The following is a 25,977-nucleotide window of genomic DNA, read 5'->3' as shown; positions in this document are numbered from 1 at the left end:
GGCAGCCTGTCCGCATTTATTTACAGCCTGTCGGGCACCAAAGCCCCGGCAGGCTGTCTTTGCTTGTTTCCCTGCGTTTTTGACATGGTTTCTCCGCCGATGATCCGTTCTCTGTCGCCTTGGCGCGGCCTGGCCTTTGGCGTCAGCCTGCTGACCGTCGCGCCCTTGCTGGTGATTTTATGGTCGCTGCTGGCGCCGGATTGGGAGGTGTGGCGGCATTTGTACGATTACACGCTGCCGGAGCTGCTGCTCAACACCGTGTATCTGATAGGCGGCGTCGGCGCCGGCGTGCTGCTGCTGGGCGTGCCGCTGGCCTGGCTGACCGCGGTGCACGATTTCCCCGGCCGCCGTTTCTTCCACTGGGCGCTGATGCTGCCGCTGGCGATGCCGGCCTATGTGCTGGCGTTTTCGCAATTGGGCCTGTTCGATTTCACCGGGCCTTTGCAGACCTGGCTGCGCGAGCGTTTCGGCGATTCGTCCTGGGTGCCCAATATCCGTTCCACGCCGGGCGTGATCCTGGTGATGTCGCTGGCCTTCTACCCCTATGTCTATCTGTTGGCGCGCAACGCCTTCGCCACCATGGGCCGGCGCGCGCTGGAGGTGGGGCAGTCGCTGGGCCTGTCGCGCTGGCAGGGCTTCCGCCGCGTGGCGCTGCCGATGGCGCGGCCGTGGATCGCCGGCGGCCTGATGCTGGCGCTGATGGAAACGCTGGCGGACTTCGGCACCGTGGCCATTTTCAATTTCGACGCCTTCACCTCGGCCATCTACAAGGCCTGGTTCAGCCTGTTCTCCTTGCCGGCGGCCAAGCAACTGGCGTCCTTGCTGGTGTTGATGGTGCTGTTGCTGCTGTGGCTGGAGCAGCGTTCGCGCGGCCGCCGCGCCTATACCCAGGCCGGCAAGGCGGCGCCGCAGCCGCGCTTGCGGCTGGAAGGCGCGGCCGGCTGGCTGGCCGCCGCCGCCTGCTCGCTGGTGCTGGCGCTGGCCTTCGTCTTGCCCTTCGGCCAGCTGCTGGTCTGGGCCGGCGCCCACCTGGCCGAGGACCTGGACGCGGATTTCCTCGGCCACGTGGCCAACTCGCTGCTGCTGGCCTCGCTGGCCGCGGTTCTGGTGGCCATGATCGCCTTATTGCTCAGTTACGCGGCGCGGCGCGATCCGACGCGCTGGACCCGTTTGTGGAGCCGGCTGGCGACCCTGGGCTACGCGGTGCCGGGCACGGTGCTGGCGGTGGGGGTGTTCGTGCCGGTGGCCTGGTTCGACAATCTGTTGCTGGACTGGCTGCGCCCCTGGCTGGCGGCGGACGCCAGCGCGGTGATTAAGGGCACGTTGCTGGTGCTGATGCTGGCCTATGTGGCGCGCTTCCTGGCCGTGGGGCATTCCGCGGTGGACGCGGCCATGCACCGCATCAGCCGCAGCCAGGAGGAGGCGGCGCGCAATATGGGCTACAGCGGCTTGCGCCTGCTGGCGCGCCTGCATCTGCCGCTGCTGCGCGGCGGCCTGTTCACCGCGGCGCTGATGGTGTTCGTCGACGTGATGAAGGAGATGCCGATCACGCTGATGACCCGGCCTTACGGCTGGGACACGCTGGCGGTGAGAATTTTCAATTTGACCACCGAGGGCGAATGGGAGCGCGCGGCCTTGCCGGCGGTGGCCATCGTGCTGGCCGGCCTGTTGCCGGTATGGGTGCTGTCGCGGCAGAAGGATGCGGCCTGAGATGAAGCGTATGGATATGCAAGCTTTGCTGGAGTTCGACCTGGTCAGCCAGAAGTACGGCGAGACCCGCGTGGTCGACAATATGAGTTTCGAATTGCGGGCGGGCGAAATCGCCTGCCTGTTGGGCAGTTCCGGCTGCGGCAAAACCACGGTGCTGCGCTGCATTGCCGGTTTCGAGGGCCTGCTGGGCGGCGAGATCCGCCTCAACGGCCAGGTGATCAGCTCCATCCGCGAGCAGGTGCCGGCGCATCAACGCCGCATCGGCATGGTGTTTCAGGACTACGCCTTGTTCCCGCATCTGACCGTGGCCGGCAACGTCGGCTTCGGCCTGGACGCCTTGCCCAAGGCCCAGCGCGCGGCGCGGGTGCTGGAGGTGCTGGAGGTGGTGGGCCTGGCGGAGTGGGCGCGGCGTTACCCGCACGAGCTGTCCGGCGGCCAGCAGCAGCGGGTGGCGCTGGCGCGGGCTCTGGCGCCGAGGCCCAGCCTGCTGCTGCTGGATGAGCCCTTTTCCAATCTGGACGTGGACCTGCGTGAGCGCTTGTCGCGCGAGGTGCGCGACATCCTGAAAAGCCAGGGCGCCACCGCCATCATGGTGACCCATGATCAGCACGAGGCCTTCGCCATCGCCGACCGCGTCGGGGTGATGCAGCAGGGCCGGCTATTGCAGTGGGACTCGCCGTACCGGCTGTACCACGAGCCGGCCACCCGCTACGTCGCCGACTTCATCGGCCAGGGCGTGTTCCTGGCCGGCAAGGTGACCGGGCCGCGTTGCGTGGCGTTGGAGATAGGCGAGTTCTGCGGCATCGTGCCCTTGCAGTTCGAGACCGGGGACGAGGTGGACGTGCTGGTGCGGCCCGACGATGTGCAGCACGACGACGCCAGTCCGACGCGGGCCCTGGTCTGCGCCAAGGTGTTCCGCGGCGCGGAGTTCCATTACACGCTGGCGCTGCCTTCCGGCCAGCGGGTGCTGGCCCAGGTGCCCAGCCATCACGACCACGCGGTGGGGGAGGCGATAGGCATCCGGCTGGAACTGGATCATTTGATCGCCTTTCCGCGCGAGGGCTAAGAACCTGTTTACGATCTGCTACGCGTCGGTAGAGACATTGTGCGATGAGTGCCCGCTTCGAAATGCTCATGTACTGTGTGTACATTCCGCTTTCTTCGCTGTTTTCGCCTTGTCCCGCCTTAGCTCGCGAGATCGTGAACACGCTCTTAGCGTTCCAGTATCGCCTTGCGATGGCGGCGGAACACCCATTTCTCCCACAGCAGGCGAGTGGTTTCGTCGAAGGCGCCGGCGATGTCGGCGCGAATCAGATAGTTGCCGTTTTCGCCCGGCGTCACCGTGTTGATGCGGGCGGCGAGGAAGAGCAGCAGCGCGGAATCGGGATTGGGGCATAGCGCCACCAGCACCGGCTCGCTGCCGTGGTTGGCGTGGTCGGAGATCCAGGCGATGCTGTCCAGGCCCAGCCGGCACGGCGTCAGCGGCGGGCGCTCCGGATGGCGGGACAGCAGCGACACTTCCAGCGCCAGGTCCAGCTTGGCCTCCAGCCTGACCAGCATCGGATCGGCCTCGGGCAGGGTTTCGGTGGGCGCGGCCAGCACCCGCAGCGCCAGCCGGGTTTCGCGTTCCTGGCGCGCCGGGCAGATCCCGCCCGGCAAGGGCTGGACCGAGAACGGCAGTTCGGCGTCGAAACTGGCGCTGCCCAGTTCGGGAAATAAGCTCATCGGTCGGCTCCCGCGGCGTGGCCGTTCAGTGATACAGGTTCAGGATGCGGTCCAGGCCGCCGTGGTTGACGGCGATGTCGGCCTGGGCGCGCACCACCGGCTTGGCGTGCACGGCGATGCCGACGCCGGCTTCGGCCAGCATCTGCAAGTCGTTGGCGCCGTCGCCCATCGCCAGCACCTGCTCCGGCTTCAGGCCCAGCGCCTCGCGCTGCTGGATCAGCAAGCGCTTCTTGGCGGCGGCGTCGACGATGGGGCCGCGCACCCGGCCGGTCAAGGCGCCGTTTTCCACTTCCAACTGATTGGCGAAGGCGAAGTCCAGGCCCAGCTCCGCTTTCAGTCTGTCGGTGAAGAAGGTGAAGCCGCCGGACACCAACATGAATTTGACGCCGTGGCGTTTGCAGGCGGCCAGCAAGGCCTCGGCGCCCGGCATCAGCCTGACTCTTTCACGATAGACCTGTTCCAGCGCGCTTTCCGGCAGCCCGCGCAGCAGCGCCACCCGCTCCGTCAGCGAGGCGGCGAAGTCCAGTTCGCCATGCATCGAGCGCTCGGTGATGGCCGCCACCTGAGGCTTGAGGCCGTTCATGTCGGCGATTTCGTCTATGCACTCGATGGTGATCAGCGTGGAGTCCATATCCGACACCAGCAGGCCGAAATCGGCGAAGCTGCGGCCGGCTTCGACATAGGCGCCGTCGTAGCCCCATTGCTCGCACAAGGCCAGCGCCGCGGTCCGTTGCGCCGGCGCCGCGCCGCGCAGGCGCGCCACGTTTGGACTGGGATGGTCCATATGGGTGGCCTCGGCGAGGTGGGCCAGTTCATGCAGATGATGCGGGTCCAGCGCGTCGGCTTGGATCACCAGGGTGTAGGCGAGGCTCATGGCGTGGCGGGTCAATGCGTGTCGGAACGGGCATTATGCCACGCCGCGCCGGCCGCCGGTTCAGTCCCGCGCCGCATGGCACCGGCTCCAGCGCCGCAGCGGCGCGTCCAGGGACAGCAGGCCGGGGCCGAAGGCGAACACGGCGGCGATCAGCATGCCCCAGTAGTAATGGAATTCGCGGGTGGCCTCGGTCAGCCCCGGATAACTGATCACCGCCACCGCGTTGAGGATGAACAGGCCGGCGGCGGCGAAGCGCGCGCCCAGGCCCAGCGCCAGCAGCGCGGACAGGCCCAGTTCGCCGGCCGTGGCCAAGGCCGCGGCGACGGCAGGCGGCAGCAGCGGCACGTGGTATTCCTCGGTGAACAGCAGGAGGGTGGTGTCCCAGTCGTCTATCTTGGTCAGGCCGGATTTGAAGAACACATTGGCGATCCACAGCCGGAACAGCAGCAAGAGCAGCGGTTGCAGCAGATCGCCGCCGCGGATCAGCCAGCGGTAGGGCGCGTTGAGGCGGGAGCAGGTCAAGGGGTTCATGGCGGGTGTCTCCTGTGTGTTGAGTATGGTTCAGCGGCGGCGGATGGCAAACCGCGGGCGTGCGTATCCCCTCCATGCCCGCAAGCTTGGATGAGATTCCGCACTCAGGGTTTAAGCGTGTTTACAGCGTGACGTCTTGAATCAGGCGCTGCTGGAACAGCCGCAGCAGGCCGGCTTGCAGGTCGAAGTCCGCTTCGGCGGCCAGCGCCTGTTCCACCGCGGCTTCCAGCGTCGCGCCGTCGCGGAAGGCTTGCAGCAGCGCGGCCAGGCCGGGGCCGACGATGTCGACCTGAACCCGGCCCTGGAGGCGGTAGACCAGCGTCGCCTCCGGCTGCCGGTGCAGATCCACGTCCAGCTCCACCGGCTGGCGTTGGTGGGCCAGCCAGATCGACGCGGCCGGCCAGGGGCTGAGCAGGGCGGCGACGTCGGGCAGCGGCCGCAGCCTGAGTTCGCCCCAGCGTTGCTGCGGGAAGGCGGCCAGCGCGGCGCTGTCGGCCGGCGCGGCGTCGGCGGCGTAGTAGGCGCGGTGGACCCGCCATTCCAGCCGCGCGACGTCCGCCAGATAGGGAAGCGCGCGGGCGTGTTCGAAGCCGGCGACGAAGTCGCCGAAACCGGCGCCGTACAGATGCAGATTGCCGCTATGCGAGGGGTGGCCGCCGATGAAGACGCGGGCCAGGCCGGTGAAGAAGTCCTCGCCCACCAGCTGGCGGCAGACCGGGTAGATGAAGGCCAGGGTGTCGATCAGCCCCACCCGGTAATTGTTGCGGTAGACCGCGAGGCCGGCCGGGTTCAGCGCCAGCGCCGCTTCCGCCGCGCGGGCCGGATCGGCGATCTGTTCCAGCAGTTCCGCCTGCCAATCAAACCCGTTCATACGCGGCCTCCAGGATGGCCTGGGCCTTGGCGGCCTCGCCGCGCAAGGTGGCCAGCGGCGGAATCTCCAGATCCCATTCGATCAAGGTGGGCCGCGGGCCCAGCCGGGCGATGGCTTCGCGGTACAGCTGCCAGACGCCGTCGTGCACCGGCTGGCTGTGGGTGTCCACCAGCATGCCCTCGCGTTCGCTGTAGCCGGCCAGGTGGATCTCGCCTATCGCCTCCGGCGGCAGCGCGTCCAGCACCGCGTCGGTGTCCACGCCCAGATTGACGCGGTTGACGTAGAGATTATTGATGTCCAGCAGGATGCCGCAGCCGGTGCGGCGCACCAGTTCGGCCAGGAACTCGCCCTCGTGCATCTCGTTGCCGGGGAACTCCAGATAGCTGGACAGGTTTTCCAGCAGGATGACTCGGCCCAGCGCGTCCTGGGTTTCCGCGACGTGGCCGGCGATCACCGCCAGCGATTCGCGGGTATAGGGAATGGGCAGCAGATCGTTGACGAAACGGCGTTCGGAATGGTTGAAGGACAGGTGTTCCGACACCGCGGCCGGCTGTACGGCGTCCACCAGCCGCTTGAGCGAGGCCAGATGGGCCGGGTCCGGGCGCGCGGCCGAGCCCAGGCCCAGGCCGACGCCGTGCAGCGACAGCGGCCAACAGGCGGCCACTTCGCGCAGCATGCTCCAGGGCATGCCGCCGTCGAAGAAGTTCTCGCTGTGCACTTCCACCCAGCCCAGGTCCGGGCGGCTGTCCAGCGCTTCGCGGTAATGCGGGGCGCGCAGGCCGACGCCGCACACCGCGGGAAGCTTGGTTTCCATCATCATTCACCTCGGGTCGCCCGTCCGGGCGGGCCCGGCGGCGCGATTAGGATTGCTTCGGCGGCGGCGTGGTGCGGCCGCCCAGGCCCTCGCATGTGCCCTTGGGCACGTTGTGCCACTCGTTGGGATCGTTGTCCACCTTGGCTTCGCCGGCGCAGTAGTGGGCGCCGTCGGCGGACGCGCAGTCGTTCTTGCCGGCCGGGGTGACGCCGTAGCATTTTTCCTTGGGCTGAGGCGGATCTTCGGCCTGAGCCGAGGCGGCGACGCCCAGCGCGATGACGGCGCCGACGGCGGAAGCGAGCAGTTTGCGAGCGGTGTTCATGTCAGTCTCCTGTGAGGTGGGTGCGGGCCGGTTTGTGAGCGGACTCCAAGACCGGCGTTTGGCAAACCTCGCTGAGACTACATGGATTTGAAATTCGTTCTTTCAGATTTCGTTCAGATTCCGGCCGGCGCGCGACAAGGGCCGCGCTCCGGCCGGGTCCGGCTTACTTCTTGGGAGCGGTGCTGCCGCCCATTTTCTCGCAGCTGCCCTTGGCCACGTATTTCCAGTCGCCCGGGTCCTTGTCCGTCTTGGCCTGGCCGGCGCAGGAGTGGGCGCCGGTGGCGGACGCGCAGTCGTTCTTGCCTGCCTGGGCGATGCCGTAGCACTTTTCCTTGTCGGCGGCGGCCGCCGGAGCGGATGCCAGCGCGCCGATGGCGACGACGGCGCCGAGAGCGGATGCGATCAGGGTTTTGCTGGTACTCATGGTGGTTCTCCTGTTTAACGGCCTGTGGCCGAAACTTGATGGTGCGGATTATAAACGAGCCCGCGTTTCCCGCCCTTGCTTTCACCGGGTCGGACATGGATTGAGTCGGGGGCCTTGCCGGCTTCTTACACTGTAGATGCGATTTTTTGATTCACCGCGCCGCCTGGCCGCCCTTCTTGCCGGTAAGTCGGCGTCAAGGCGGTTCCATTACGGCGGAACGCGGTTTTTTTTTGCGGGGGGAGCGAGGGGGCGAGGGAGGCGGATAAGGATTGGGCCCCGAAGGGCCCGGCAAGTTCAGCGGATATTGGTAACTTTATGTGTCTGCACCGACAGCCGCCAGCGCGGATGGGCCATGCAGTAGGCGATGGCGGCGCGGGTGTTGGCGGCGAGGTTCGGGCCGTCCATCGGTTGCAGATAGAAGGTGTCGAAGTCCAGCTGTTCGACGCTTTCCGGCGTCTGCGTCGCCTGCGGATAGACCAGCTTCAGTTCGTCGCCGCTTTGCAGCAGCAGTTCCGCGCCGGCCTTGGGGCTGACGCAGATCCAGTCCAGCCCCGGCGGCGCGGCCACGGTGCCGTTGGTTTCCACCGCCACCTCGAAGCCGAGCCGGTGCAGTTCGGCGATCAGCTCGGCGTCCAGTTGCAGCAAGGGCTCGCCGCCGGTGCACACCACATAGGGCGCGCCGCCGGCGCCGGCCGGCCATTCCGCGGCGATGCGCGCGGCCAGCGCCGCCGCGCTCTTGAATTTGCCGCCGTCCGGGCCGACGCCGACGAAGTCGGTGTCGCAGAATTGGCAGACCGCCTTGGCGCGGTCCTCCTCGCGGCCGGACCATAGATTGCAGCCGGAGAAGCGGCAGAACACCGCGGCGCGGCCGGCCTGCCGGCCTTCGCCTTGCAGCGTGTAGAAGATTTCCTTGACCGTGTAAGTCGTCACAGCGCGTTCTCTAAATGTAATGAAGGGACAGGCTTAGAACGTGTTTACGATCTTGCGAGCTAAGGCGAGACAAGGCGAAAACGAGCGAAAAAGCGGAATGTACACGTGGTACATGAGCACTGAGTTCGGTTTCAACGCCCATTTCTATCCATCCCGCCGACGCGCGGCAGATCGTAAACAGGTTCTTACAGCAGCGGCCAGCGCATATCGTCGCGGAACATCAGCGACACGCCGCGCAGCTCCTGCTCCATCAGGTCGATGCGCGCCAGTTCCGGCACCAGCGGCGACAGATGGGCGTGCACCCACTCCGCCACCGAGGCGCTGTCGCCGCCGCGCACGCCGCTGAGCCGGTCCAGCGGATTGTGGTCCAGCTGGCGGTAGATGGGCTTGAAGCGGTCCTTGACGTCGCCGAAGTCCAACAGCCAGCCCATGGCCTGGTCCAGCTCGCCGCTGAGCATCAGCCGGACCAGATAGCTGTGGCCGGTGTAGGCGCCCTGATCGTTGAAGGGCCGGGCGCTTTCAAAGCGCTGTTCCTTCCAGATGCGGAAGCGCCGGCCGTCGTACTGGCTGCCGGCGCTATGGGTTTCGCGCACCTCTACCCAGGCCAGGCCCGGCAGCGTATCGGCCAGCCGCTGATGCAGCCATTGCGCCAGCACTTCGCTGGTGGGGTTGTCCAGGCCGGCGATGTCGTTGAGGTAGCGGTGATTGAGTTCCAGGAACAAGGGCCGCCAGGCGGCCTCCAGCCGCGGATGGCCGCTGAGCCTGGCGTCGGCGGCGAGACGCACGCCGAAACCGTGGCCGTGCAGACGGCCGCATTTATGGCCAGCCGGCACATGGGGCAGTTGATGGGCGGCCTCGAACTGAACCTGTATCCAGTTGAGGGCGAGGTCGCCGTCCAGCGTCACGCCGCGCTGCGGCGAGCTTTGCAGGCTCAGCGCCGCCGGGCAGGGCAGGGCGGCGGCGAGGTGGGCGGCCAGCGCCAGATCGTCGCATTGGCTCAGTTGGCGGTTCAGATCGGCGTAGTCCAGCGGCGCGACGGCGGCGTCCAGCGCTGCCTGCAGCCGCTCGTGGGCCGGGTATTGGGCGTCGGCGCGGGCGATGACGCGAAAGCTGTGGCCATGCGGGCGCGCGGTGAGGTCGGACGCGCCGCTCACCTGCCGGGCGGCTTCGAAGCGGGCGCCGGCGATCAGGCTGGAGGTGTGCATCTCAGTCCTCCTGGCGGGTTTGGCAGCGGACGATCAGCGGGTCGGGCACGCCGGCTTCGGCGAAACCCTTGGCGCGCAACTCGCAAGACGCGCAATGGCCGCAGGGCGGCACCTGTCCGTTATAACAGGTGTGGCTCCAGGATAATGCGTCCATCGCGCCGACTTGTTGCGCCAAAGCCACGGTTTCCGCCTTGGACAGATACATCAGCGGCGCGTGCAGCTCCACTCGGCTGTCCATGCCCAGCCGCAGCGCCACTTCCAGCGCCTTGAGGGTGTTTTCGCGGCAATCGGGATAGCCGGAATAGTCGGTCTGGGCGACGCCGGCGACCAGGTGGCGCGCGCCGCGGGTATAGGCCAGCGCGGCGGCGAAGGTCAGGAAGATCAGGTTGCGGCCGGGCACGAAGGTGTTGGGCAGCGCGTCGTCATCGCGGGCGCCGTCTTCCGGCGCGATGTCGGCGTCGGTCAGCGCGTTGCCGCCGATGGCGGCGAAGGTGTCGATGGGCAGCACGGTCTGGCGCACGCCGGCGAGCGCGGCGATCTTGCGCGCGCAGTTCAGCTCCACGCGGTGGCGCTGGCCGTAGTCGAAGGTGACGGCTTCGACATTGTCGCGGCCGAAGGTCTGCAAGGCCCAATACAGGCAGGTGGTGGAGTCCTGGCCGCCGGAAAGGACGACCAGAGCCTTTTCAGGAGTCTGATTCATTGTGTTCGCCATTCGATAAACAGTCGAAGGTTGAGATGCGGAGCCGGGCGCGGCGCGGGCCTGCCGGCATGTCGCCTGCCTGGATCGGTCTCACCAAGCAGGGCAACCCGCTACTTTAACCTAGAACAGGCTGTTTTATGAAGCGTGCCAAAAATCAGACAGCCGCCGATTTCGTGTCGGCAAGGCCGCTTTTCTTGATTGAAATCATGTCTTCGTCATGTAATTAATGACTTTCGCATTCGAAATATGTTTGCGATCCATTTTAATAAACACGTGATGACAAAGGGGTTGGAAGGGCTGGCAACGCGCTGTCGGGCCACAAGCGCGGCAGAGGGGCCGGTGTTTCCGCCAGGAGAAGATCAATGAAAAAAGTGTTGCCGATTGCCTTGTTCGTGATGGCTTTGGGGGGCGGCTTCGCCCAGGCGCATGATCTGCAAGTGAGCGTGGCCAAGCAGCAGGCCGCGGTGGCGGCGGATCAGGACGTCGAGGTGGTGTTGAATTACCGCAATACCGGCAAGGAAACCTTGCATATCTACAAGTGGTACGTGCCGGGGCAGGATTTGCAGGAACAGATTTTCGAGGTCAGCCGCGACGGCAAGCCGGTCAGCTATCTGGGGCCGCGCTACAAGCGGGCGGTGCCCACCATCAAGGATACCGTGGCGCTGGCGCCGGGCGCTTCGCTGAGCGTCAAGGTCAAGGTGTCCGACTACTACGATATGTCGAAAAGCGGCCGTTTCGACGTGCGCTTCCAGGCGGCCAGCTCCCGCGTGCTGAACCGCGCCGCGCCGCAGCTGAACGCCAAGATCGCCTCCGGCGCGGACGCCGCCGTCGCCGCCGACGAGGTGCTGAGCTCCAATACCGCCAGCGTGTCGGTGGCCGGCCGCAGCAGCAAGCTGTTGAAACAGTCGCTGGACGCGCAACGCGAATGGTCCATCCTCAGCCGTAAGGCGGCCGCTTCCAGCGTCACTTACGCGGCCAATTGCTCGGTGACCCAGCAAAGCCAGACCAATGGCGGCGTCAGCGCGGCCATCAATATGGCCAACGATTCGGTCAGCTATCTGTCCGGTTCTCCGTCCGGCACCCCGCGCTACACCACGTGGTTCGGCAAGTACGCGCTGGCCAACTGGAACACCGCCAAGTCCCATTACGTCAGCATCAAGGACGCGCTGGACACCAAGCCGATCAGCATCGATTGCGGTTGCACCCAGGCCGGCACTTACGCCTACGTTTATCCTGCGCAGCCGTACAAGATCTATCTGTGCGGCGCCTTCTGGAACGCGCCGACCAGCGGCACCGACTCCAAGGGCGGCACCCTGGTGCATGAGTTGTCCCACTTCACCGTGGTGGCGGGCACCGACGACCACGTTTATGGCCAGGCGGGCGCCAAGAACCTGGCGAAGACCAATCCGACCCAGGCCTTGAACAACGCCGACAACCACGAATACTTCGCCGAGAACACCCCGGCCCAGCAATAAGCTTTCCCTTGCGCAATGAGAAGCGGCCGCCTGAGGGCGGCCGTTTTCTCTTCGGCGGGAATCGGGTTTGGCGGCGCTTCAAATACCTTATTGCTGAAGCGCAGCAGATCGGAACCGGGTTCTCAGAGCCTGTTCAAAGTCTCGCGAGCTAGGGCGAGACAAGGCGTTGCGGCTAAGGAGGCGGAATGTACATACGGTACATGAGCATTTCGGAGCTGTTTTCAACGCGCTTCTTACATCCATCCTGCCGACGCGCAGCAGACATTGAACGGGTTCTCAGGCCGGCACCAGCGCCAGCGTGCCCAACACCACAATCACCAGGCCGACGATCACCGGCACCGAGGTGCGCTTGACGATCTCGAACGGCGACACCTGGCCCATGCCGGCGCAGGCCACCACCACGCCGGACACCGGCGACACGGTGCGGCCCAGATTGGACGCCTGCAGCATGGGGATGGCGAGGAAGGCCGGGTTGATGCCGGCTTCGGCCGCCAGTTTGGGGATCAGTTCCACGAAGGCGTAGAAGGGCGCGTTGCCGGAGCCGGTGGTCAGCGCCGCCAGCGTGGTGATCGCCACCAGCACCAGCATCAAGACCATGGCGCCGGAGCCGAAGGACTGCGCCAGGCCGATCAACTGATTGATGAAGCCCAGCGCGGACAGGCCGTGGGCGAACACGCCGGCGGCCACGATCAGCATCACCACGCTGCTGAAGGCGTCGCCCATGCCCTTGTAAGCCACTTCCAGGCCGGCGAACACCGGCGCGGCGCGGCGATGGCGCAGGAATTCCACCAGCGCGGCCAGCGCGATGCACAGGATCAGCACAGTGACGATGTGCAGTTCCGGCGCCAGCTTGCCGTTGAACACCAGCACGCCGGCGATGGGCGTGAACGGCAGCAGGCAGTACAGCGCCGGCGCGTCGGTGACGATCTCGTGCACGTCCTGGCGCGTCAGCGGCAGGTTTTCCTTGCGGTCCAGATAGCGTTGCCAGAAGAAGTGGGCGCAGCCTATGCCGGCGATGGCCAGCAGCGAGATGGGCAGCGTGGTCTTGAAGGCGAAATCGATCAAGGGCATGCCCGAGGCCTGGGCGGCGATCACCACGTCGCCGGAGGTGGGCGACAGGATCAGCGCCGCCGGCGACGCGCAGATGGCCGCCGCCGCGCCGCGGCTGATGCCCATGTTCACCATCAGCGGGAACAAGGTGGCCATCAGCAGCACGCCCAGGCCGGTGGCGGACGACACCGCCAGCGACAGCAGGCAGGCGACGAAGTAGGCCGCCACCATCAGCACGTACGGCGACTTGATGCGGCTGAGCGGCTTGGAGGCCAGCTTGACCACCATGTCGTTGGCGCCGATATGGGTCATGTAGCCGGCGAAGCCGCACAGCGCCATCACCATCAGGCCCAGGTCCGCGGCGCGGCTGCTGAGCAGGGATTTGACGAACTCGGCGATGTCCGTGGCGGCGTGGCCGGTGGCGGCCACGTTTTTGGGCAGCACCGGCATGCCTTGCAAGGCGGTGGCGATCAACAACGCCAGGCCGCCCAGCATCAGCACGCCGGTGGCGGAGTAGCCTTTGAAGATAGCCCGGCCCACCAGCAGCGTGACTATCGTGCCTATCAGTAATTCCATATCCAGCTCAATGTAAATAACAAAATTATAATTTACTAAAAAATACGAATGAGCATATTTCTAGATGAATCAAAATTGATATGGGGCAAGAACGCGGCGCTCGGCCGCGCTTAGGGGAGGGCAGGGAGAGAGGGACAGGCGCCTGAGGCGCGTTCCGCGCTAGAGCCGGAATCGTTGCCTAGACCGGCGGCTGGCCGAAGTTGATCAGCGCCACCGTCACTTGCTCCTTGGCCGAGACCAGATCGTGGTAGGCGAGGTGCAGCATATTCATGTTTTCCAGCACCTGGTGGGTTTCATTGAAGCCGCAGTCCAGGCTCTGCCGCGCGACGGCCAGGAAGATGAACAGCTGCTGCATCGGCGATTGCTTGGGGTGTTGCTGCCGGTAGAGGGCGTACAGCTGGTAGAAGTCGCGGACGATCCGTTCCGCCGCGTAGCCGGGATTGTGTTCCAGGCCCAGGCCGCTCAACAGATCCTTGCCCATCAGCGGCAGATCCAGCGCGCAGCTGAGCGGGTCCATCACCGCGTGGTGAAATAAATCCAGGAATTGCTTGTCGGCGGAAAAGCGGCTGTCGGCGCCGGGCTTGGCCGCGGCGGCGGCGGGCTCGCGCTGGCGGCCGTGTTTGCCGCCATGCTCCTGTTGCGAGAGCTGGTGTCCGGCGGCGCGGCCGGCATGGGTCAGGGTAATGGGCAGGATGGGCATGACGGTCTCCTTACGAGCATGCCGCCGGTCTGGCTGGCGGCGTTCGGTCGGAAACGCGGTGCGGATCTGTTTCGCTTCCCCGGCCATGACCTATTTTCGGCATGGTCGGGGAAAACTTTATTTTTAATTTAACGCTGCATTCAGTTTTAACCGTTAGCTTGTTGCCGCGGCGGCGTCGCTCTGGGTCTTGGGCTTCATGCTGGCGACGAAGTCGTCAAAGCCCTTGTTGACCAGATCGCGGGTTTTCTTGATCTCGTCGGCGATATTGCCGTTGAACACCTTGAGGCCGTTGAGGACGTCCACGGCCTCGGCATAGCCTTTCTCGAAGCCGCCGCGCACGATGTCGACAAAGTTCTTGGCCTGCTCTTCCTGGCTCAGTTCCGGATGTTGCTTGGCGTAGGTGCTGAAGAAGCTGAGCGCGCCGGACAGGATGCGCTGGGACGTGCCTTCCGGCGAATTGTCCTCGCTCATCTTCTGTTGCAGGATGTTGGGCGTTTGCTGCGCGCCCTGGGCGCTCTGGCCGTCGGACGCGGCCTGGGCGTCGCCGCCGCCGTTCAGCTGATCGGCCAGGATCTGGTTGATGCTGTCGATGGCGGTGCGGTAGAGCAGGGACAGCGATTTGCCGTCGGCGTTGGTGGAAACGTCCAGATTGGCCACCAGCCGCGCGTTCAATTGATTGCGCGCGGTGACGGTGCTGCTGACGTTCTGGCCGTTGCTGCTGGTCTGGCTCTGCTGGACGCTGGCGCTGAGCTGACTGCCGACGGACGGGTTGTTCACGGAATTGACGGACATAGTGCGCTCCTAAGCGGAAAGGGCGGTTGCGATCGACGGCCGGAAGCGGCGCGACGCCTTCATGCCCAAGGCGCTGTTGGTGTTGGTCGACCTGGTCTGAATCTGCTGTGTTGTTGGGGGCTTGCGCAGCGGGCGCAAGGACACCGAGGGCTGCCTTACCTCAGTATGGCCATATTTTCGGCCGGGCCTGCGGAAACTTGAGGCTTATTTCTGTGAGCGCGTGCATGCGGCAGGCAGAGCCCAGGCTGGCTTTGGGCCGGCCCGGCTCAGGCGTTGACAGCCGGCGGCCGCCGGCTTCGGAACGCGCGCTTAGGGCCGCTAACAAAAGCTCGCAGAGAACCTGAGCCAAGGCGCGCCGACGCAGGCAGTACAAGTCGTACGACAAGGAGGCGCAACGCAGGATCAGGGGTTTTGTTAGCGGCTCTTAGCGGTGCTGTTTCTGGCGGCGCAGGAAGTCGACCGCCAGGTCCGGGAAGTCGCTGAAGGCGCCGTCCACCTGGGCGCGGTTGTACACCGCGTCCAGCAGCTGGTCCATATTCTTGGCGTAGGCCGGCAGCGCGTCCTTGCGCAGGGTGTAGGGATGGATCACCAGGCCGTTGGCGTGCGCGGCGCGGCCCATGCCGGTGAGCTTGATCTTGCCCGGGGCGGAGGCCTTGTCTATCAGCATCGGGTATTGCGGGCCGATGCCGTCGGCGTACTTGGCGATTTCCTTCATGCCTTCCGGACGGAACATCCAGTCGTAGTTGTAGTTCACCCACTGGCCGGCGGCGTTCTGTTCGAAGGTTTCCTGCCAGTCGGTGTAAGCGATCAGCTGCACCAGCTTGAGGTCCATGCCGGCCTTGGGCATCAGCTCGGTCTTGATGCGCTTCAGTTCGTTGAAGTCGAAGCACTGCAGGTAGACCTTGTCGTTCTTGCCGGTGTAGCCGTAGCGCTTGAGCACTTCCAGCGCCTTCACCGTGATGTCCTTGCCTTCCTGGCGATGGAACCACGGCGCCTTGATCTCCGGATAGATGCCGATATTGCGGCCGGTGGAGTGGTTCAGGCCCTGGATGAACTCGATTTCCTCTTCAAAAGTGTGGATGCGGAAATCGGACTTGCCCATGGGGAAGCGGCCGGGATAGCTCTGACGCTTGACGCCCTTGTCGATGTCGAAGCCTTCGGTGAAGCGCAGCGATTTGATTTCGGCCAGGGTGAAGTCGATCGCGTAATAGCGTCCGTCCTTGCGCGCGCGCTCGGGAAAGCGTTCGGCCACGTCGGTGACGCGGTCCAGGTAATGGTCATGCAGCACGACCAGCCTGTCGTCCTTGGTCATCACCAGGTCCTGCTCCAGATAGTCCGCGCCCTGGGCGTAGGCCAGCGCCTTGGACGGCAGCGTGTGTTCCGGCAGGTAGCCGCTGGCGCCGCGGTGGGCGATGACGATTTTGTCCGCGGCCTGGGCGGACGCGGCCAGACCGATGGCCAGCGCGACGGCGGCGAGCAGGGGTTTGCAAGCGAATGACATGACTTCTCCTTATATAGGGTGGTTCGCAATGGGCGTTGGCGCGACGCCATGATCGGATGCGCGGATGTCGGCGTGATGAAACCCGGCCAGTCCATCGGCATCGTCATGGTTTTGTTTTGGTGAAAAGGAGTAGGACGATAGGGTATCGCCGCGCCGGCGGCAAGCCCCCCGGCGCGGTAGTTTTGAAGGTGCTCACGCCTGTGCGGCGACCGCGAGGCAAGCGGTTTTCATGTCTTTCTTCCTTGCTCCCGCCGGCGCGCGGCAGAGCGTAAACAGGTTCTACAACTCCACCGCCTGCCGGGTCCTCAAGGCCTCCGCGATGGCCAGGCCGATGCGGGTGGCTTCGCGGGCGTCGGCCAGGCTCAAGGCCAGCGGCAGGTCCAGGCGCGCGGCGTCGACGAAGTGCTGCAGTTCCAGCGTGAAGGCTTCGGCGAAGCGCTGATAGAAATCCGTCACGCATTCATTGCGCACGCCGTGGCGGTCGCTGATCTCCACGCGGTTGGCGCGCGGGTTGGCGCCCACGCTCAGCCGGCCCTGGGTGGCGAAGATCTCGGTCAGCGTTTCATGGCCGTGGGCCTGAGTGCGCGAGGCGTAGAAGCAGGCCAGCTTGCCGTCCTCGAACTCGCACATCGCCACGCCGTTGTCCACGTCGCCGTATTGCGCCAGCGCGCCGTGCACCGCGTTGACGCCGCTGGCCCATACCCGCAACGGACGCGGCGCGCCCAGCAGCCAGCGCGCCAGGTCGATGTCGTGGATGCTGCAATCCATGAAGATGCCGCCGCTGGCGGGGGCGAATTGCACGAAGAAGCCGCTGTCGTCGTTGAGATCGCAGGTTTGCGAGCGCACCAGATAGGGCCGGCCCACCAGGCCCTGCGCCAGCTTGGCGGCGGCGTCCTGGTAGCTGGGGTCGAAGCGGCGCACGAAACCCACCATGGCCTTGAGTTCCGGGCGGCGGGCGGCGGCGCGCTCCACTCGCAGGCAGTCCTCCAGATTCAGCGCCAGCGGCTTTTCGCAGAACACGTGTTTGCCCGCGTCCAGGCAGGCGATGATCTGCTCGGCGTGCAGCGCGGTGGGGGTGGCCAGCAAGACCGCGTCCAGCCCCGGTTCGGCCAGCAGGCCCTCCAGCGCCGCGTGGCCGGCGGCGTCGGGCAGTTCCCGGCGCGCCCAGTCCAGTTCTTCCGGCAGCGGCGAGCAGACGGCGATCACGCGCGCGCCGACGATGCGCTCGCGCAGATTGAGCGCGTGGCGGCGGCCCAGCCGGCCCAGGCCGGCGACGCCGAGGTTTAATGTAGACATGACAAGCCTCCCTGTTGAGTTGGAACCTGTTCACGATCTGCTGCGCTGCGGCGATACCGCGTTGAAAACCGCTTCGAAATGCTGATGTACCATTTGTACATTCCGCTTTCTCAGCCGCAACGCCTTGTCTCGCTTTTGCTCGCGAGATTGTGAACAGGCTCTTAGACCGGATCCAATTCGACGACCTGACCCGAGCGCCAGGAGCGGGTGGCGGCGTCGGCCAGTTCCAGCGCGCGCACGCCGTCCTCCACCGTGGTGCGCGGCGCGGCGCCGTCGCGGATCACCTCCAGGAAGTGCGCCATCTCGGCGGCGTAGGCCTGGCGGTAGCGTTCCAGAAAGAAGGGCTCCGGCAGGTCGGCGGCCACGGCGCGCTCGCCGTAGGCGATCACCTCGGTGGGCCGGTGGTTGCCGGCTTGCAGCATGCCGCGGCTGCCCAGCACTTCGAAGCGCTGGTCGTAGCCGTAGGCGGCGCGGCGGCTGGTGTTGATCTGGCACAGCCGGCCCTGGCGGGTGCGCAGCGTCACCGCCGCGCTGTCGGCGTCGCCGGCGGCGGCGATGGCCGGGTCGCTCAGCGCGCTGGCGCTGGCGTGCACGCTGAGGACTTCGTCGTCCAGGATCCAGCGGCAGATGTCGAAGTCGTGGATCAGCATGTCCTTGAAGATGCCGCCGGAGCGGCGGATATAGTCCAGCGGCGGCGCGCCGGGGTCTCGGCTGGTGACGATCAGCATTTCCGGCGCGCCGATCTCGCCGGCGGCCAGCCTGGCCTTGAGCGCGGCGAAGGTGGGGTCGTAGCGGCGCTGGAAGCCGATCAGGCAGGGCACGCCGGCCGCGGCCACCGCCTGGGCGCACTGGCGCGCGCGCTCCAGCTCCAGGTCCACCGGTTTTTCGCAGAAGATGGCCTTGCCGCGCGCGGCGGCGGCCAGGATCAGCTCGGCGTGGGTGTCGGTGCTGGCGGCGATGATGACGGCGCGCACCGCGGGATCGTCCAGCGCTTGTTCCGCGGCGCAGGCCTCGGCGCCGTGGGCGGCGGCCAGCTCCCGCGCCGCCGGCGCGTGGCTGTCCACCACGTATTTGAGCCGCATGCCCGGCAGGCGGGCTAGGTTGGCGGCGTGGATCTTGCCGATGCGGCCGGCTCCGAACAGCGCTGCGTCAATCATCATATCCTCCAGTCTCCTTGGTTTCTTCTATGTTCAGCTCCAGCCGGCAGGCCAGCGCGATGAACAGCGCCTGGCACAGGCAGATGGTGCTGGTCAGCGAACGGAAGGAGAAGGCCGAGCCTTCCCTGACCGTCAATACCGCGTCGGCCCCGCGCGCCAGCGGGCTGAGCTGGCTGTCGGTGATCACCAATTGCCGGGCCTTGTGCTGCGCCGCCACCCGCGCGCAATAGCGGCTTTCCTTGCCGTAGGGCTGGAAGCTGATGGCGATCAGCACGTCTTGTTCGCCAATGCTGCGGATTTGCTGCGGAAACATGCCACCCAGGCCGGACAGCAGATGCACTTTCTTGGCGGTGTGCTGCAAGGCGTAGGCGATGTAGGAGGCGATGGGAAACATGCGCCGCACCCCGGTCACGTAGATGTTGTCGGCGTTCAGCAGCAGTTCCACCGCCGCCTCCAGCTGCGCCTCGTCCAGCGCGGCGTCCAGTTCCTGCAGACCTTGCTGGCAGGCGGCGATGAAGTCCCGGGTCATGCCGGCGGCGGAGCGCTGCTCGTCGCGGCTGGCGATCAGGCTCTGGATGCGCTGGCGGTAATTGGGCTGCGGCGCGCCCTGTGGCGTAAATGCGTCACGGAACACGGCCTGCATATCGGAAAAGCCGGCAAAGCCGAAGCGCTGGGCGAAGCGGACGATGGCCGAAGGCTGCACCTCGCAAGCCTGGGCGATGTCGGTAATGCGTTGCAGCATCAGCGTGCCCCGGTGCTGCTCCACGTAGCCGGCAATCACTTTCAGCTGCTTGCTCAGCGTGTCGTATTCGGCGGCGATGCGCTGCATCAATTCCTCGGCGGGGACGGTGTTGGCCATGGGCGGGTTTTCCTAAGGTTTTGACCAGTATACGTTTTGTCCTTGTGTTCGAAAATAATTTTCTATTGAAAAACATATTTGGAAAATTATTTGCAGAATAGAGCGAAAGCTCTTAAGGTGATTTCACGCCCGACGCCAGACAGCGGCCGCGGCCGACACCATAGCGGGCCCCACGATGGGCCGGCGGAGAAGAAGGAGGAGAGAGATGCAGCAGCGATCCTGGAAGTGTAAGTGGAGGCGGGCACTGCCCGCGGCGGCGCTGGCGCTCTGCGCGCTGGCTCAGCCGGCCTTGGCGGCCGACGCCCGTTTCGTGCTGGTCAGCCACGCGCCGGATTCCGACGCCTGGTGGAACACCATCAAGAACGCGATCAAGCAGGCCGGCGAGGATTTCAACGTGCAGGTGGATTACCGCAATCCGCCCAATGGCGACCTGGCCGATATGGCGCGCTTGATCGAACAGGCGGCGGCGCGCAATTACGACGGCGTGATCGCCAGCATCGCCGATTACGATGTGCTGAAGCGGCCGCTGGGCCAGGTGGTGGCCAAGAAGATTCCGCTGGTCACCATCAATTCCGGCACCGTCAAGCAAAGCGAAAGCCTGGGCGCCTTGCTGCACGTCGGCCAGCCGGAGTACGACGCCGGCTTCGATTCCGGCAAGCAGGCCAAGGCCGCCGGGATCAAGAGCTTCCTCTGCGTCAACCACTACGCCACCAATCCGGCCTCCTTTGAGCGCTGCAAGGGTTTCGCCGACGCCATCGGCGCCGATGTGCGCAAATCCACGCTGGACGCCGGCGACGACCCCACCGGCATCGAAAGCAAGGTCAGCGCCTATCTGCGCAACAATCCCGGCACCCAGGCGCTGCTGACGCTGGGGCCGACCTCGGCCAGTCCGGCGATCAAGGCGGTGAAGAAGATGGGCCTGGCCGGCAAGCTCTACTTCGCCACCTTCGATCTGTCCGAGGACATTTCCAAGGCGATCAAGGACGGCACCATCAAGTTTGCCATCGACCAGCAACCCTATCTGCAGGGCTATATCCCGGTGGCGGCGCTGGCCATCATGAAACGCGACAAGACCGCGGACCCGGTCAAGGTGGAAGCGGCGCTCAAGGCCAATCCCAAATTCCAGGCCCGGCTGAGGGAGTACGGGCTGGCCCCCCTCTACAAGGGCCGCCACATCAACTCCGGCCCCGGCTTCGTCACCAAGGACAATATCGCCAAGGTGGAGAAGTACGCCGGGCAGTTCCGCTGACCACCGTTTCCCGATGGACCTGACGCCCGGCGCCGCGACGGCTGCGGGGCGAGGAGCATAGCTATGAGCATGAGCAAGGCCAGCCCGGGCAAGGCCGCGGGCATCCGCATGGCGCCGCCCGGCGATGATGAAAGAGTGCGGCGGCTGTCGCTGTTCGACCGGCTGATGGGCCGGCCGGAATTCGCCGCCGTCGCCGGCGCGGCGCTGGTGTTCGCGGTGTTCGGCGTCGGCGCCGGCGGTTCCGGCATGTTCGCGGTGGACGGCATCGTCAACTGGTCGCAGGTGGCGGCCTATCTCGGCATCATCGCCATCGGCGCCTGCCTGCTGATGATAGCCGGCGAGTTCGATCTGAGCCTGGGCTCGATGATAGGCTTCGCCGGCATGATGGTGGCGATCCCGCCGCTGTACTTCGGCTGGCCGTTCTGGCTGGCCGTCCTGTTCGCCTTCGCCGGCTCGCTGGCGGTGGGCTGGCTCAACGGCTATCTGGTGCTCAAGACCCGGCTGCCGTCCTTCATCGTCACCCTGGCTTTTCTGTTCATCCTGCGCGGCCTGACGCTGGCGCTGTCCATTCTGTTCGCCAACCGCACCATCGTCAGCGGCGTCGGCGATCTGGCGGCGGCGGACCCGCTGGCGCAATGGCTGTTCGTCGGCCATGTCGGCGCCGGCCTGTTCCACTGGCTGGCCGGCATCGGCGCCATCGCCTCCTTGCCGGACGGCGGCGCGGCGGCGGCCGGCGTGCCCAAGGTGCTGCTGTGGTGGCTGGCGCTGGCGGCGATCGCGGCCTTCGTGCTGGCGCGCACCCGGATCGGCAACTGGATCTTCGCCGCCGGCGGCGACGCCAACGCCGCCAAGAACGTGGGGGTGCCGGTCAAGCAGGTGAAGATAGGCCTGTTCATGTTTACCGCCTTCTGCGCCTGCCTGTTCGCGGTGCTGCAAGTGTGCGACGTGGGTTCCGCCGCCGCCGACCGCGGCCTGCAAAAGGAGTTCGAGGCCATCATCGCCGCGGTGATAGGCGGCTGTCTGCTCACCGGCGGCTACGGCTCGGTGGTGGGCGCCTGCTTCGGCGCGCTGATCTTCGGCGTGGTGCAGATCGGCATCACCTACACCAATATCAATTCCGACTGGTTCCGCGTTTTCCTCGGCCTGATGCTGCTGATGGCGGTGTTGTTCAATCACTATGTCAGACGCCGCGTGACGGAGGCCAAATGATGGTCACGACCGGCAAAATCCCTGCGGCCGCGTTGCGCCTCCTTGCCGTACTCAATGTACTGTCCGCGTCGGCGCGCCTTGCCGCAGCCGCTGTGCTGGATTTTTCCGGCCGTGACGGGCAGAGGTCGAGCCGGCAAAACGATGTGGCGGCCTTGCGCTTCCTTGCCGTACTCAATGCACTGCCCGCGTCGGCGCGCCTTGCCGCAGCCGCTGCGCTGAACAATCCTGGCCGCGGGCCGCAAGGAGTCGAAGATGAAACCGTGTGACGACTACATCCTGGAGCTGGATCAGGTCAGCAAGACCTTCGGTTCGGTGATCGCCTTGCAGAAGGTGGATCTGCAACTGCGCCGCGGCGAGGTGCATTGTCTGCTGGGCGACAACGGCGCCGGCAAGTCCACGCTGATCAAGACCCTGGCCGGGGTGCACCGGCCCAGCGGCGGCGAATACCGGGTGGACGGACAGCCGGTGCGCTTCAACTCGCCGCGTCAGGCGCTGGACCAGGGCATCGCCACCGTTTACCAGGATCTGGCCCTGGTGCCGCTGATGTCGGTGGCGCGCAATTTCTTCCTGGGCCGCGAGCCGATGAAGAAATGGCTGGGTCTGCTGCCGGTGCTGGATCTGGAACTGGCCGGCGAGGTGGCGCGCGACAAGCTGGCGGAAATGGGCATCCATATCCGCGACCCGCATCAGGCGATAGGCACCCTGTCCGGCGGCGAGAAGCAATGCCTGGCCATCGCCCGCGCCATTTACTTCGGCGCGCGGGTGCTGATCCTGGACGAGCCCACCGCCGCGCTGGGCGTCAAGCAGAGCGTCAATGTGCTCAAGCTGATTTCCAAGGCGCGAGACAAGGGCATCTCGGTGATCTTCATCACCCACAACGTCAACCACGCTTACCCGATAGGCGACCGCTTCACCCTGCTCAACCGCGGCCGCTCGCTCGGCACTTACGCCAAGGACGCGGTCAGCAAGGAGGAGGTGCTGGACATGATGGCCGGCGGCGCGGAAATGCAGAAACTGATGGCCGAGCTGGACGGCGTCCATATCTAACAACGGTATCGCCACGAAATCCACGAAACCATTTTTAGCCACGGAAACACACGGAAGGACACGGAAAAAGACAGCGTGGATACAAACGTGGCTTGCGTGCTGTCTCGTGGGTTTCGTGGTTGGCGTTTTGGATTTTGAGCCACGGAAATACACGGAAGCACACGGAAAAAAGCGGAAAACGAATAGCGCCAACTAGGACCTCCAAGTTAAAGAACCCCCAAGGTTTTGTTGGGTTTGTCAGTGTATTTCCGTGTGTTTCCGTGGCTAAAAATGCCTGCTGATGTCTCTTTATGTATTCCGTGGCCAATCAAGCTTTCGAAGGAGGATGAATGCAAAACACCACCCGTTTCGCCAGCGGCCGCGACCGCGACCTGGTCTGCCTGGGCCGGCTGGCGGTGGACCTGTACGCGCAGCAGCTGGGCGCGCCGCTGGAAGACGCGGCCAGCTTCGCCAAATACCTGGGCGGCTCCTCCGCCAACATCGCCTTCGGCGCGGCCCGGCTGGGTTTGAAATCGGCGATGCTGTCCCGCGTCGGCGACGAGCAGATGGGACGCTTCCTGCTCAAGACCCTGAGCGCCGAAGGCTGCGACGTCAGCCAGGTGAGGGTGGACCCGGAGCGGCTGACCGCCCTGACCCTGCTGGGCATCAAGGACCGCGACACCTTCCCTCTGCTGTTCTACCGCGAAAACTGCGCCGACATGGCGCTAGACATCGAGGACATCGACGAGGATTTCATCGCCGGCAGCCAGGCCTTGCTGATCACCGGCACCCATCTGTCCCGGCCTGGGGTGGAGGCGGCCAGCCGCCGCGCGCTGCAATACGCGCGCCGCCACGACGCGCGCACGGTGCTGGACATCGACTACCGGCCGGTGCTGTGGGGCCTGGCCGGCCGCGGCGACGGCGAAACCCGCTACATCGCCAGCGAGGAGGTCAGCGCTCATTTGCAGAAGCTGCTCTCCGAGTTCGACCTCATCGTCGGCACCGAGGAGGAGTTCCTGATCGCCGGCGGCGCGGCCGAGCTGATGCCGGCCTTGGCCCGGGTGCGCGCGCTGAGCCGGGCGGTGCTGGTGGTCAAGCTGGGGCCCTTGGGCTGCGCGGTGATTCCCGACGCGGTGCCGGCGCGCATCGAGGACGCCTTCAGCGTGGCCGGCGCGCCAGTGGAGGTGATGAATGTGCTGGGCGCCGGCGACGCCTTCCTGGCCGGCTTCCTGTCCGCCTGGCTGCGCGGCGGCGACTACGCCGAATGCTGCCGCCGCGCCAACGCCTGCGGCGCGCTGGTGGTGTCGCGCCACGGCTGCGCGCCGGCGATGCCGACCCCGGCCGAACTGGAGCGCTTTCTCGCCGCGCCGACGCGGCGGCCGGGCGAGGACGCGGCCTTGAGCCGGCTGCATCGGGTCAGCGCGGCGCGGCCGCGTTGGGACGAGTTGTGCGTGTTCGCCTTCGACCACCGCAGCCAGTTTTTCGAACTGGCGCGCGCGGCGGGCGCGGACGAGGCGCGGCTGCCGCGTTTGAAGCAACTGCTGGTGCAAGCGGTGGCCGACGTCGAGCAGCGGCTGAGTCTGCACGGGCGGGTGGGGGTGTTGATCGACGAGCGCTACGGCGCCGACGCGCTGTCCGCCGCCACCGGCCGCGGCTGGTGGGTGGGCCGGCCGGTGGAGCTGCCCGGCTCCAATCCGCTGGTGTTCGAGCAAGGCCGCGCGATGGCTGGCGTTTTGAACGCCTGGCCGCGCGAGCAGGTGATCAAATGCCTGGTCCAGTACCACCCGGACGATGAGCTGGACAACCGGCTGGAGCAGGAGGCGCAGGTCCGCGCGCTCTACGACGCCGCCCAGGCCAGCGGCCACGAATTGCTGCTGGAAATCATCCCATCCAAGGATTTGCCGCGCGCCGACGACACCGTCTACCGCGCGCTCAAGCGCCTGTACAACCTGGGCGTTTATCCAGACTGGTGGAAGCTGGAGCCGCCCGCCGCCGCGCAATGGCCGGCGCTGGACGCGCTGATCGCCGAGCGCGATCCCTATTGCCGCGGCGTGGTGCTGCTGGGGCTGAACGCGCCCTTGGACGCGCTGCGCCAGGGCTTCGCCGCCGCGCGCGCCAGCCGCAGTTGCCGCGGCTTCATGGTGGGGCGCAGCCTGTTCCAGCAGCCGGCCGAACGCTGGCTGGCCGGCGAGATCGACGACGCCGGCCTGGTGGCCGAGGCCGGCGCGCGATTCGCCGAACTGGTGGCGGTGTGGCGCGAGGAACGCGACGCAGCCGGCCGCGCGCTCAGCGAGGAGGGCGCGCGATGAGCACGATTCGTTTGACCATGGCCCAGGCGCTGGTGCGCTATCTGGCCGCGCAGCGGGTGGAACTGGACGGCGAGGAGGTGCCGCTGTTCGCCGGGGTGTGGGCCATCTTCGGCCACGGCAATGTTGCCGGTCTGGGCGAGGCGCTGCAGCAGGCCGGCGACAGCCTGCCCACCTGGCGCGCCCACAATGAGCAGGGCATGGCCCACGCCGCCATCGCCTACGCCAAAGCCCATTTCCGCCGCCGGATGATGGCGGTGAGCAGCTCCATCGGCCCCGGCGCCACCAATCTGGTCACCGCCGCGGCGCTGGCCCACGTCAACCGGCTGCCCTTGCTGCTCTTGCCCGGCGACGTGTTCGTGTCGCGCGCGCCGGACCCGGTGCTGCAGCAATTGGAAGCGCCGCAGGACGGCACGCTGTCGATCAACGACTGCCTGCGGCCGGTGTCGCGCTATTTCGACCGCATCGTCCACCCGGCGCAGCTGCTCACGGCGCTGCCGCGCGCGCTGGCGGTGCTGACCGATCCGGCGCAATGCGGGCCGGCCACGCTGGCGCTGCCGCAGGACGTGCAGACCATGGCCTGGGACTATCCGGCCGACTGGTTCCGGCCGCGGCTGTGGCGCATCGCCGCGCCGCCGCCGGAACCGGACGCGCTGGAGCGGGCGGCGCGGGCGC

General features: G+C 66.1%; 25 protein-coding genes and 2 pseudogenes. 9 read left to right on the top strand and 18 right to left on the bottom strand.

All coding sequences use genetic code 11. The features are described from left to right. Positions 1 to 99: 99 nt before the first annotated feature. Positions 100 to 1,710: an iron ABC transporter permease gene (locus NK214_RS05920; RefSeq protein WP_227104268.1), complete on the top strand. Its 1,611-nt coding sequence runs from the start codon at positions 100 to 102 to the stop codon at positions 1,708 to 1,710. 10 nt (positions 1,711 to 1,720) lie between these two features. Beyond that, positions 1,721 to 2,776: an ABC transporter ATP-binding protein gene (locus NK214_RS05915; protein ID WP_253313960.1), complete on the top strand. Its 1,056-nt coding sequence runs from the start codon at positions 1,721 to 1,723 to the stop codon at positions 2,774 to 2,776. Positions 2,777 to 2,922: 146 nt separating this feature from the next. Here NK214_RS05915 and NK214_RS05910 read toward each other — a convergent pair whose 3' ends face one another. From NK214_RS05910 to queC, 11 genes and pseudogenes are all read right to left on the bottom strand, one after another. Next, positions 2,923 to 3,435 carry a hypothetical protein gene (locus NK214_RS05910; RefSeq protein ID WP_227104264.1) on the bottom strand — a complete coding sequence of 171 codons (513 nt, stop codon included), beginning with the start codon at positions 3,433 to 3,435 and terminating at the stop codon, positions 2,923 to 2,925. A gap of 25 nt (positions 3,436 to 3,460) precedes the next feature. Then, on the bottom strand, positions 3,461 to 4,309 hold the full coding sequence (gene serB / locus NK214_RS05905) for a phosphoserine phosphatase SerB (RefSeq protein ID WP_235087465.1): 849 nt from the start codon (positions 4,307 to 4,309) through the stop codon (positions 3,461 to 3,463). 60 nt (positions 4,310 to 4,369) lie between these two features. Continuing rightward, positions 4,370 to 4,840: a DoxX family membrane protein gene (locus NK214_RS05900; RefSeq protein ID WP_253313959.1), complete on the bottom strand. Its 471-nt coding sequence runs from the start codon at positions 4,838 to 4,840 to the stop codon at positions 4,370 to 4,372. A 121-nt stretch (positions 4,841 to 4,961) separates the two neighbouring features. After that, on the bottom strand, positions 4,962 to 5,711 hold the full coding sequence (locus NK214_RS05895) for a DNA-binding domain-containing protein (RefSeq protein WP_253313958.1): 750 nt from the start codon (positions 5,709 to 5,711) through the stop codon (positions 4,962 to 4,964). Beyond that, positions 5,698 to 6,525, bottom strand: coding sequence for a DUF692 domain-containing protein (locus NK214_RS05890; RefSeq protein ID WP_233246718.1), 828 nt, complete (start codon positions 6,523 to 6,525; stop codon positions 5,698 to 5,700). The genes NK214_RS05895 and NK214_RS05890 overlap by 14 nt, the downstream gene beginning before the upstream one ends. 46 nt (positions 6,526 to 6,571) lie before the next feature. After that, positions 6,572 to 6,847, bottom strand: coding sequence for a DUF2282 domain-containing protein (locus NK214_RS05885; RefSeq protein ID WP_107800083.1), 276 nt, complete (start codon positions 6,845 to 6,847; stop codon positions 6,572 to 6,574). Between the two features lie 163 nt (positions 6,848 to 7,010). Further along, entirely contained in the window at positions 7,011 to 7,271 is a 261-nt protein-coding gene (locus tag NK214_RS05880; protein WP_107800082.1) for a DUF2282 domain-containing protein, read from the bottom strand. Positions 7,272 to 7,565: 294 nt separating this feature from the next. Further along, entirely contained in the window at positions 7,566 to 8,201 is a 636-nt protein-coding gene (gene queE / locus NK214_RS05875) for a 7-carboxy-7-deazaguanine synthase (protein ID WP_227104257.1), read from the bottom strand. Positions 8,202 to 8,386: 185 nt separating this feature from the next. Next, positions 8,387 to 8,731, bottom strand: a pseudogene (locus NK214_RS25085) (6-pyruvoyl tetrahydropterin synthase family protein); the annotation flags it as partial. Between the two features lie 24 nt (positions 8,732 to 8,755). Next, positions 8,756 to 9,073 (bottom strand): annotated as a pseudogene (locus tag NK214_RS25080) (6-pyruvoyl tetrahydropterin synthase family protein); the annotation flags it as partial. A gap of 334 nt (positions 9,074 to 9,407) precedes the next feature. After that, on the bottom strand, positions 9,408 to 10,106 hold the full coding sequence (queC, locus tag NK214_RS05865; protein WP_253313956.1) for a 7-cyano-7-deazaguanine synthase QueC: 699 nt from the start codon (positions 10,104 to 10,106) through the stop codon (positions 9,408 to 9,410). 362 nt (positions 10,107 to 10,468) lie between these two features. On the opposite strand from queC, the gene NK214_RS05860 reads away from it, so the two are divergent. Continuing rightward, the gene (locus NK214_RS05860; protein WP_253313955.1) at positions 10,469 to 11,581 is read left to right on the top strand and encodes a M35 family metallo-endopeptidase; all 1,113 of its coding nucleotides are present in this window, start codon (positions 10,469 to 10,471) and stop codon (positions 11,579 to 11,581) included. Between the two features lie 276 nt (positions 11,582 to 11,857). On the opposite strand, the gene dcuC is transcribed toward NK214_RS05860, so the two are convergent. From dcuC to NK214_RS05825, 7 genes are all read right to left on the bottom strand, one after another. Continuing rightward, positions 11,858 to 13,207 (bottom strand): anaerobic C4-dicarboxylate transporter DcuC, encoded by a 1,350-nt coding sequence (gene dcuC / locus NK214_RS05855; RefSeq protein WP_107800077.1) that lies wholly within the window; start codon positions 13,205 to 13,207, stop codon positions 11,858 to 11,860. A gap of 178 nt (positions 13,208 to 13,385) precedes the next feature. Beyond that, a complete protein-coding gene (locus NK214_RS05850; protein WP_107800076.1) occupies positions 13,386 to 13,907 on the bottom strand; it encodes a DUF5610 domain-containing protein in 522 nt (173 codons plus the stop codon). 153 nt (positions 13,908 to 14,060) lie between these two features. Further along, complete coding sequence (locus NK214_RS05845) at positions 14,061 to 14,699, bottom strand: DUF5610 domain-containing protein (protein WP_235087480.1); 639 nt, start codon at positions 14,697 to 14,699, stop codon at positions 14,061 to 14,063. Between the two features lie 424 nt (positions 14,700 to 15,123). Next, complete coding sequence (glpQ, locus tag NK214_RS05840; protein ID WP_107800074.1) at positions 15,124 to 16,200, bottom strand: glycerophosphodiester phosphodiesterase; 1,077 nt, start codon at positions 16,198 to 16,200, stop codon at positions 15,124 to 15,126. Between the two features lie 279 nt (positions 16,201 to 16,479). Continuing rightward, positions 16,480 to 17,496, bottom strand: coding sequence for a Gfo/Idh/MocA family oxidoreductase (locus tag NK214_RS05835; RefSeq protein ID WP_235087481.1), 1,017 nt, complete (start codon positions 17,494 to 17,496; stop codon positions 16,480 to 16,482). Positions 17,497 to 17,657: 161 nt separating this feature from the next. Next, positions 17,658 to 18,656, bottom strand: a complete 999-nt coding sequence (gene iolG / locus NK214_RS05830; RefSeq protein ID WP_253313954.1) for an inositol 2-dehydrogenase — start codon at positions 18,654 to 18,656, stop codon at positions 17,658 to 17,660. Then, the gene (locus tag NK214_RS05825; protein ID WP_235087486.1) at positions 18,646 to 19,512 is read right to left on the bottom strand and encodes a MurR/RpiR family transcriptional regulator; all 867 of its coding nucleotides are present in this window, start codon (positions 19,510 to 19,512) and stop codon (positions 18,646 to 18,648) included. Before NK214_RS05825 ends, iolG begins: the two co-directional genes overlap by 11 nt. 205 nt (positions 19,513 to 19,717) lie before the next feature. Between NK214_RS05825 and NK214_RS05820 the strand changes: the two genes are divergently transcribed. From NK214_RS05820 to NK214_RS05795, 6 genes are all read left to right on the top strand, one after another. Then, positions 19,718 to 20,761: a sugar ABC transporter substrate-binding protein gene (locus NK214_RS05820; RefSeq protein WP_253313953.1), complete on the top strand. Its 1,044-nt coding sequence runs from the start codon at positions 19,718 to 19,720 to the stop codon at positions 20,759 to 20,761. A 63-nt stretch (positions 20,762 to 20,824) separates the two neighbouring features. Beyond that, on the top strand, positions 20,825 to 21,970 hold the full coding sequence (locus tag NK214_RS05815; RefSeq protein WP_082150805.1) for an ABC transporter permease: 1,146 nt from the start codon (positions 20,825 to 20,827) through the stop codon (positions 21,968 to 21,970). Continuing rightward, positions 21,967 to 22,236: a hypothetical protein gene (locus NK214_RS05810; RefSeq protein WP_253313952.1), complete on the top strand. Its 270-nt coding sequence runs from the start codon at positions 21,967 to 21,969 to the stop codon at positions 22,234 to 22,236. The genes NK214_RS05815 and NK214_RS05810 overlap by 4 nt, the downstream gene beginning before the upstream one ends. Next, positions 22,223 to 23,017, top strand: a complete 795-nt coding sequence (locus NK214_RS05805; RefSeq protein ID WP_253313951.1) for an ATP-binding cassette domain-containing protein — start codon at positions 22,223 to 22,225, stop codon at positions 23,015 to 23,017. Before NK214_RS05810 ends, NK214_RS05805 begins: the two co-directional genes overlap by 14 nt. Positions 23,018 to 23,346: 329 nt before the next feature. Next, positions 23,347 to 25,305, top strand: a complete 1,959-nt coding sequence (gene iolC, locus NK214_RS05800) for a 5-dehydro-2-deoxygluconokinase (protein WP_253313950.1) — start codon at positions 23,347 to 23,349, stop codon at positions 25,303 to 25,305. Beyond that, positions 25,302 to 25,977: thiamine pyrophosphate-binding protein (locus NK214_RS05795; protein ID WP_253313949.1), on the top strand; the 676-nt coding region annotated here is incomplete at its 3' end. The genes iolC and NK214_RS05795, both read left to right, overlap by 4 nt.

Source organism: Chromobacterium sp. S0633 (assembly GCF_024158805.1).
Classification (GTDB): Bacteria; Pseudomonadota; Gammaproteobacteria; order Burkholderiales; family Chromobacteriaceae; genus Chromobacterium.
The sequence above is the reverse complement of the archived record's forward strand: the minus strand, read 5'-3'. Positions and strand labels throughout refer to the sequence as shown.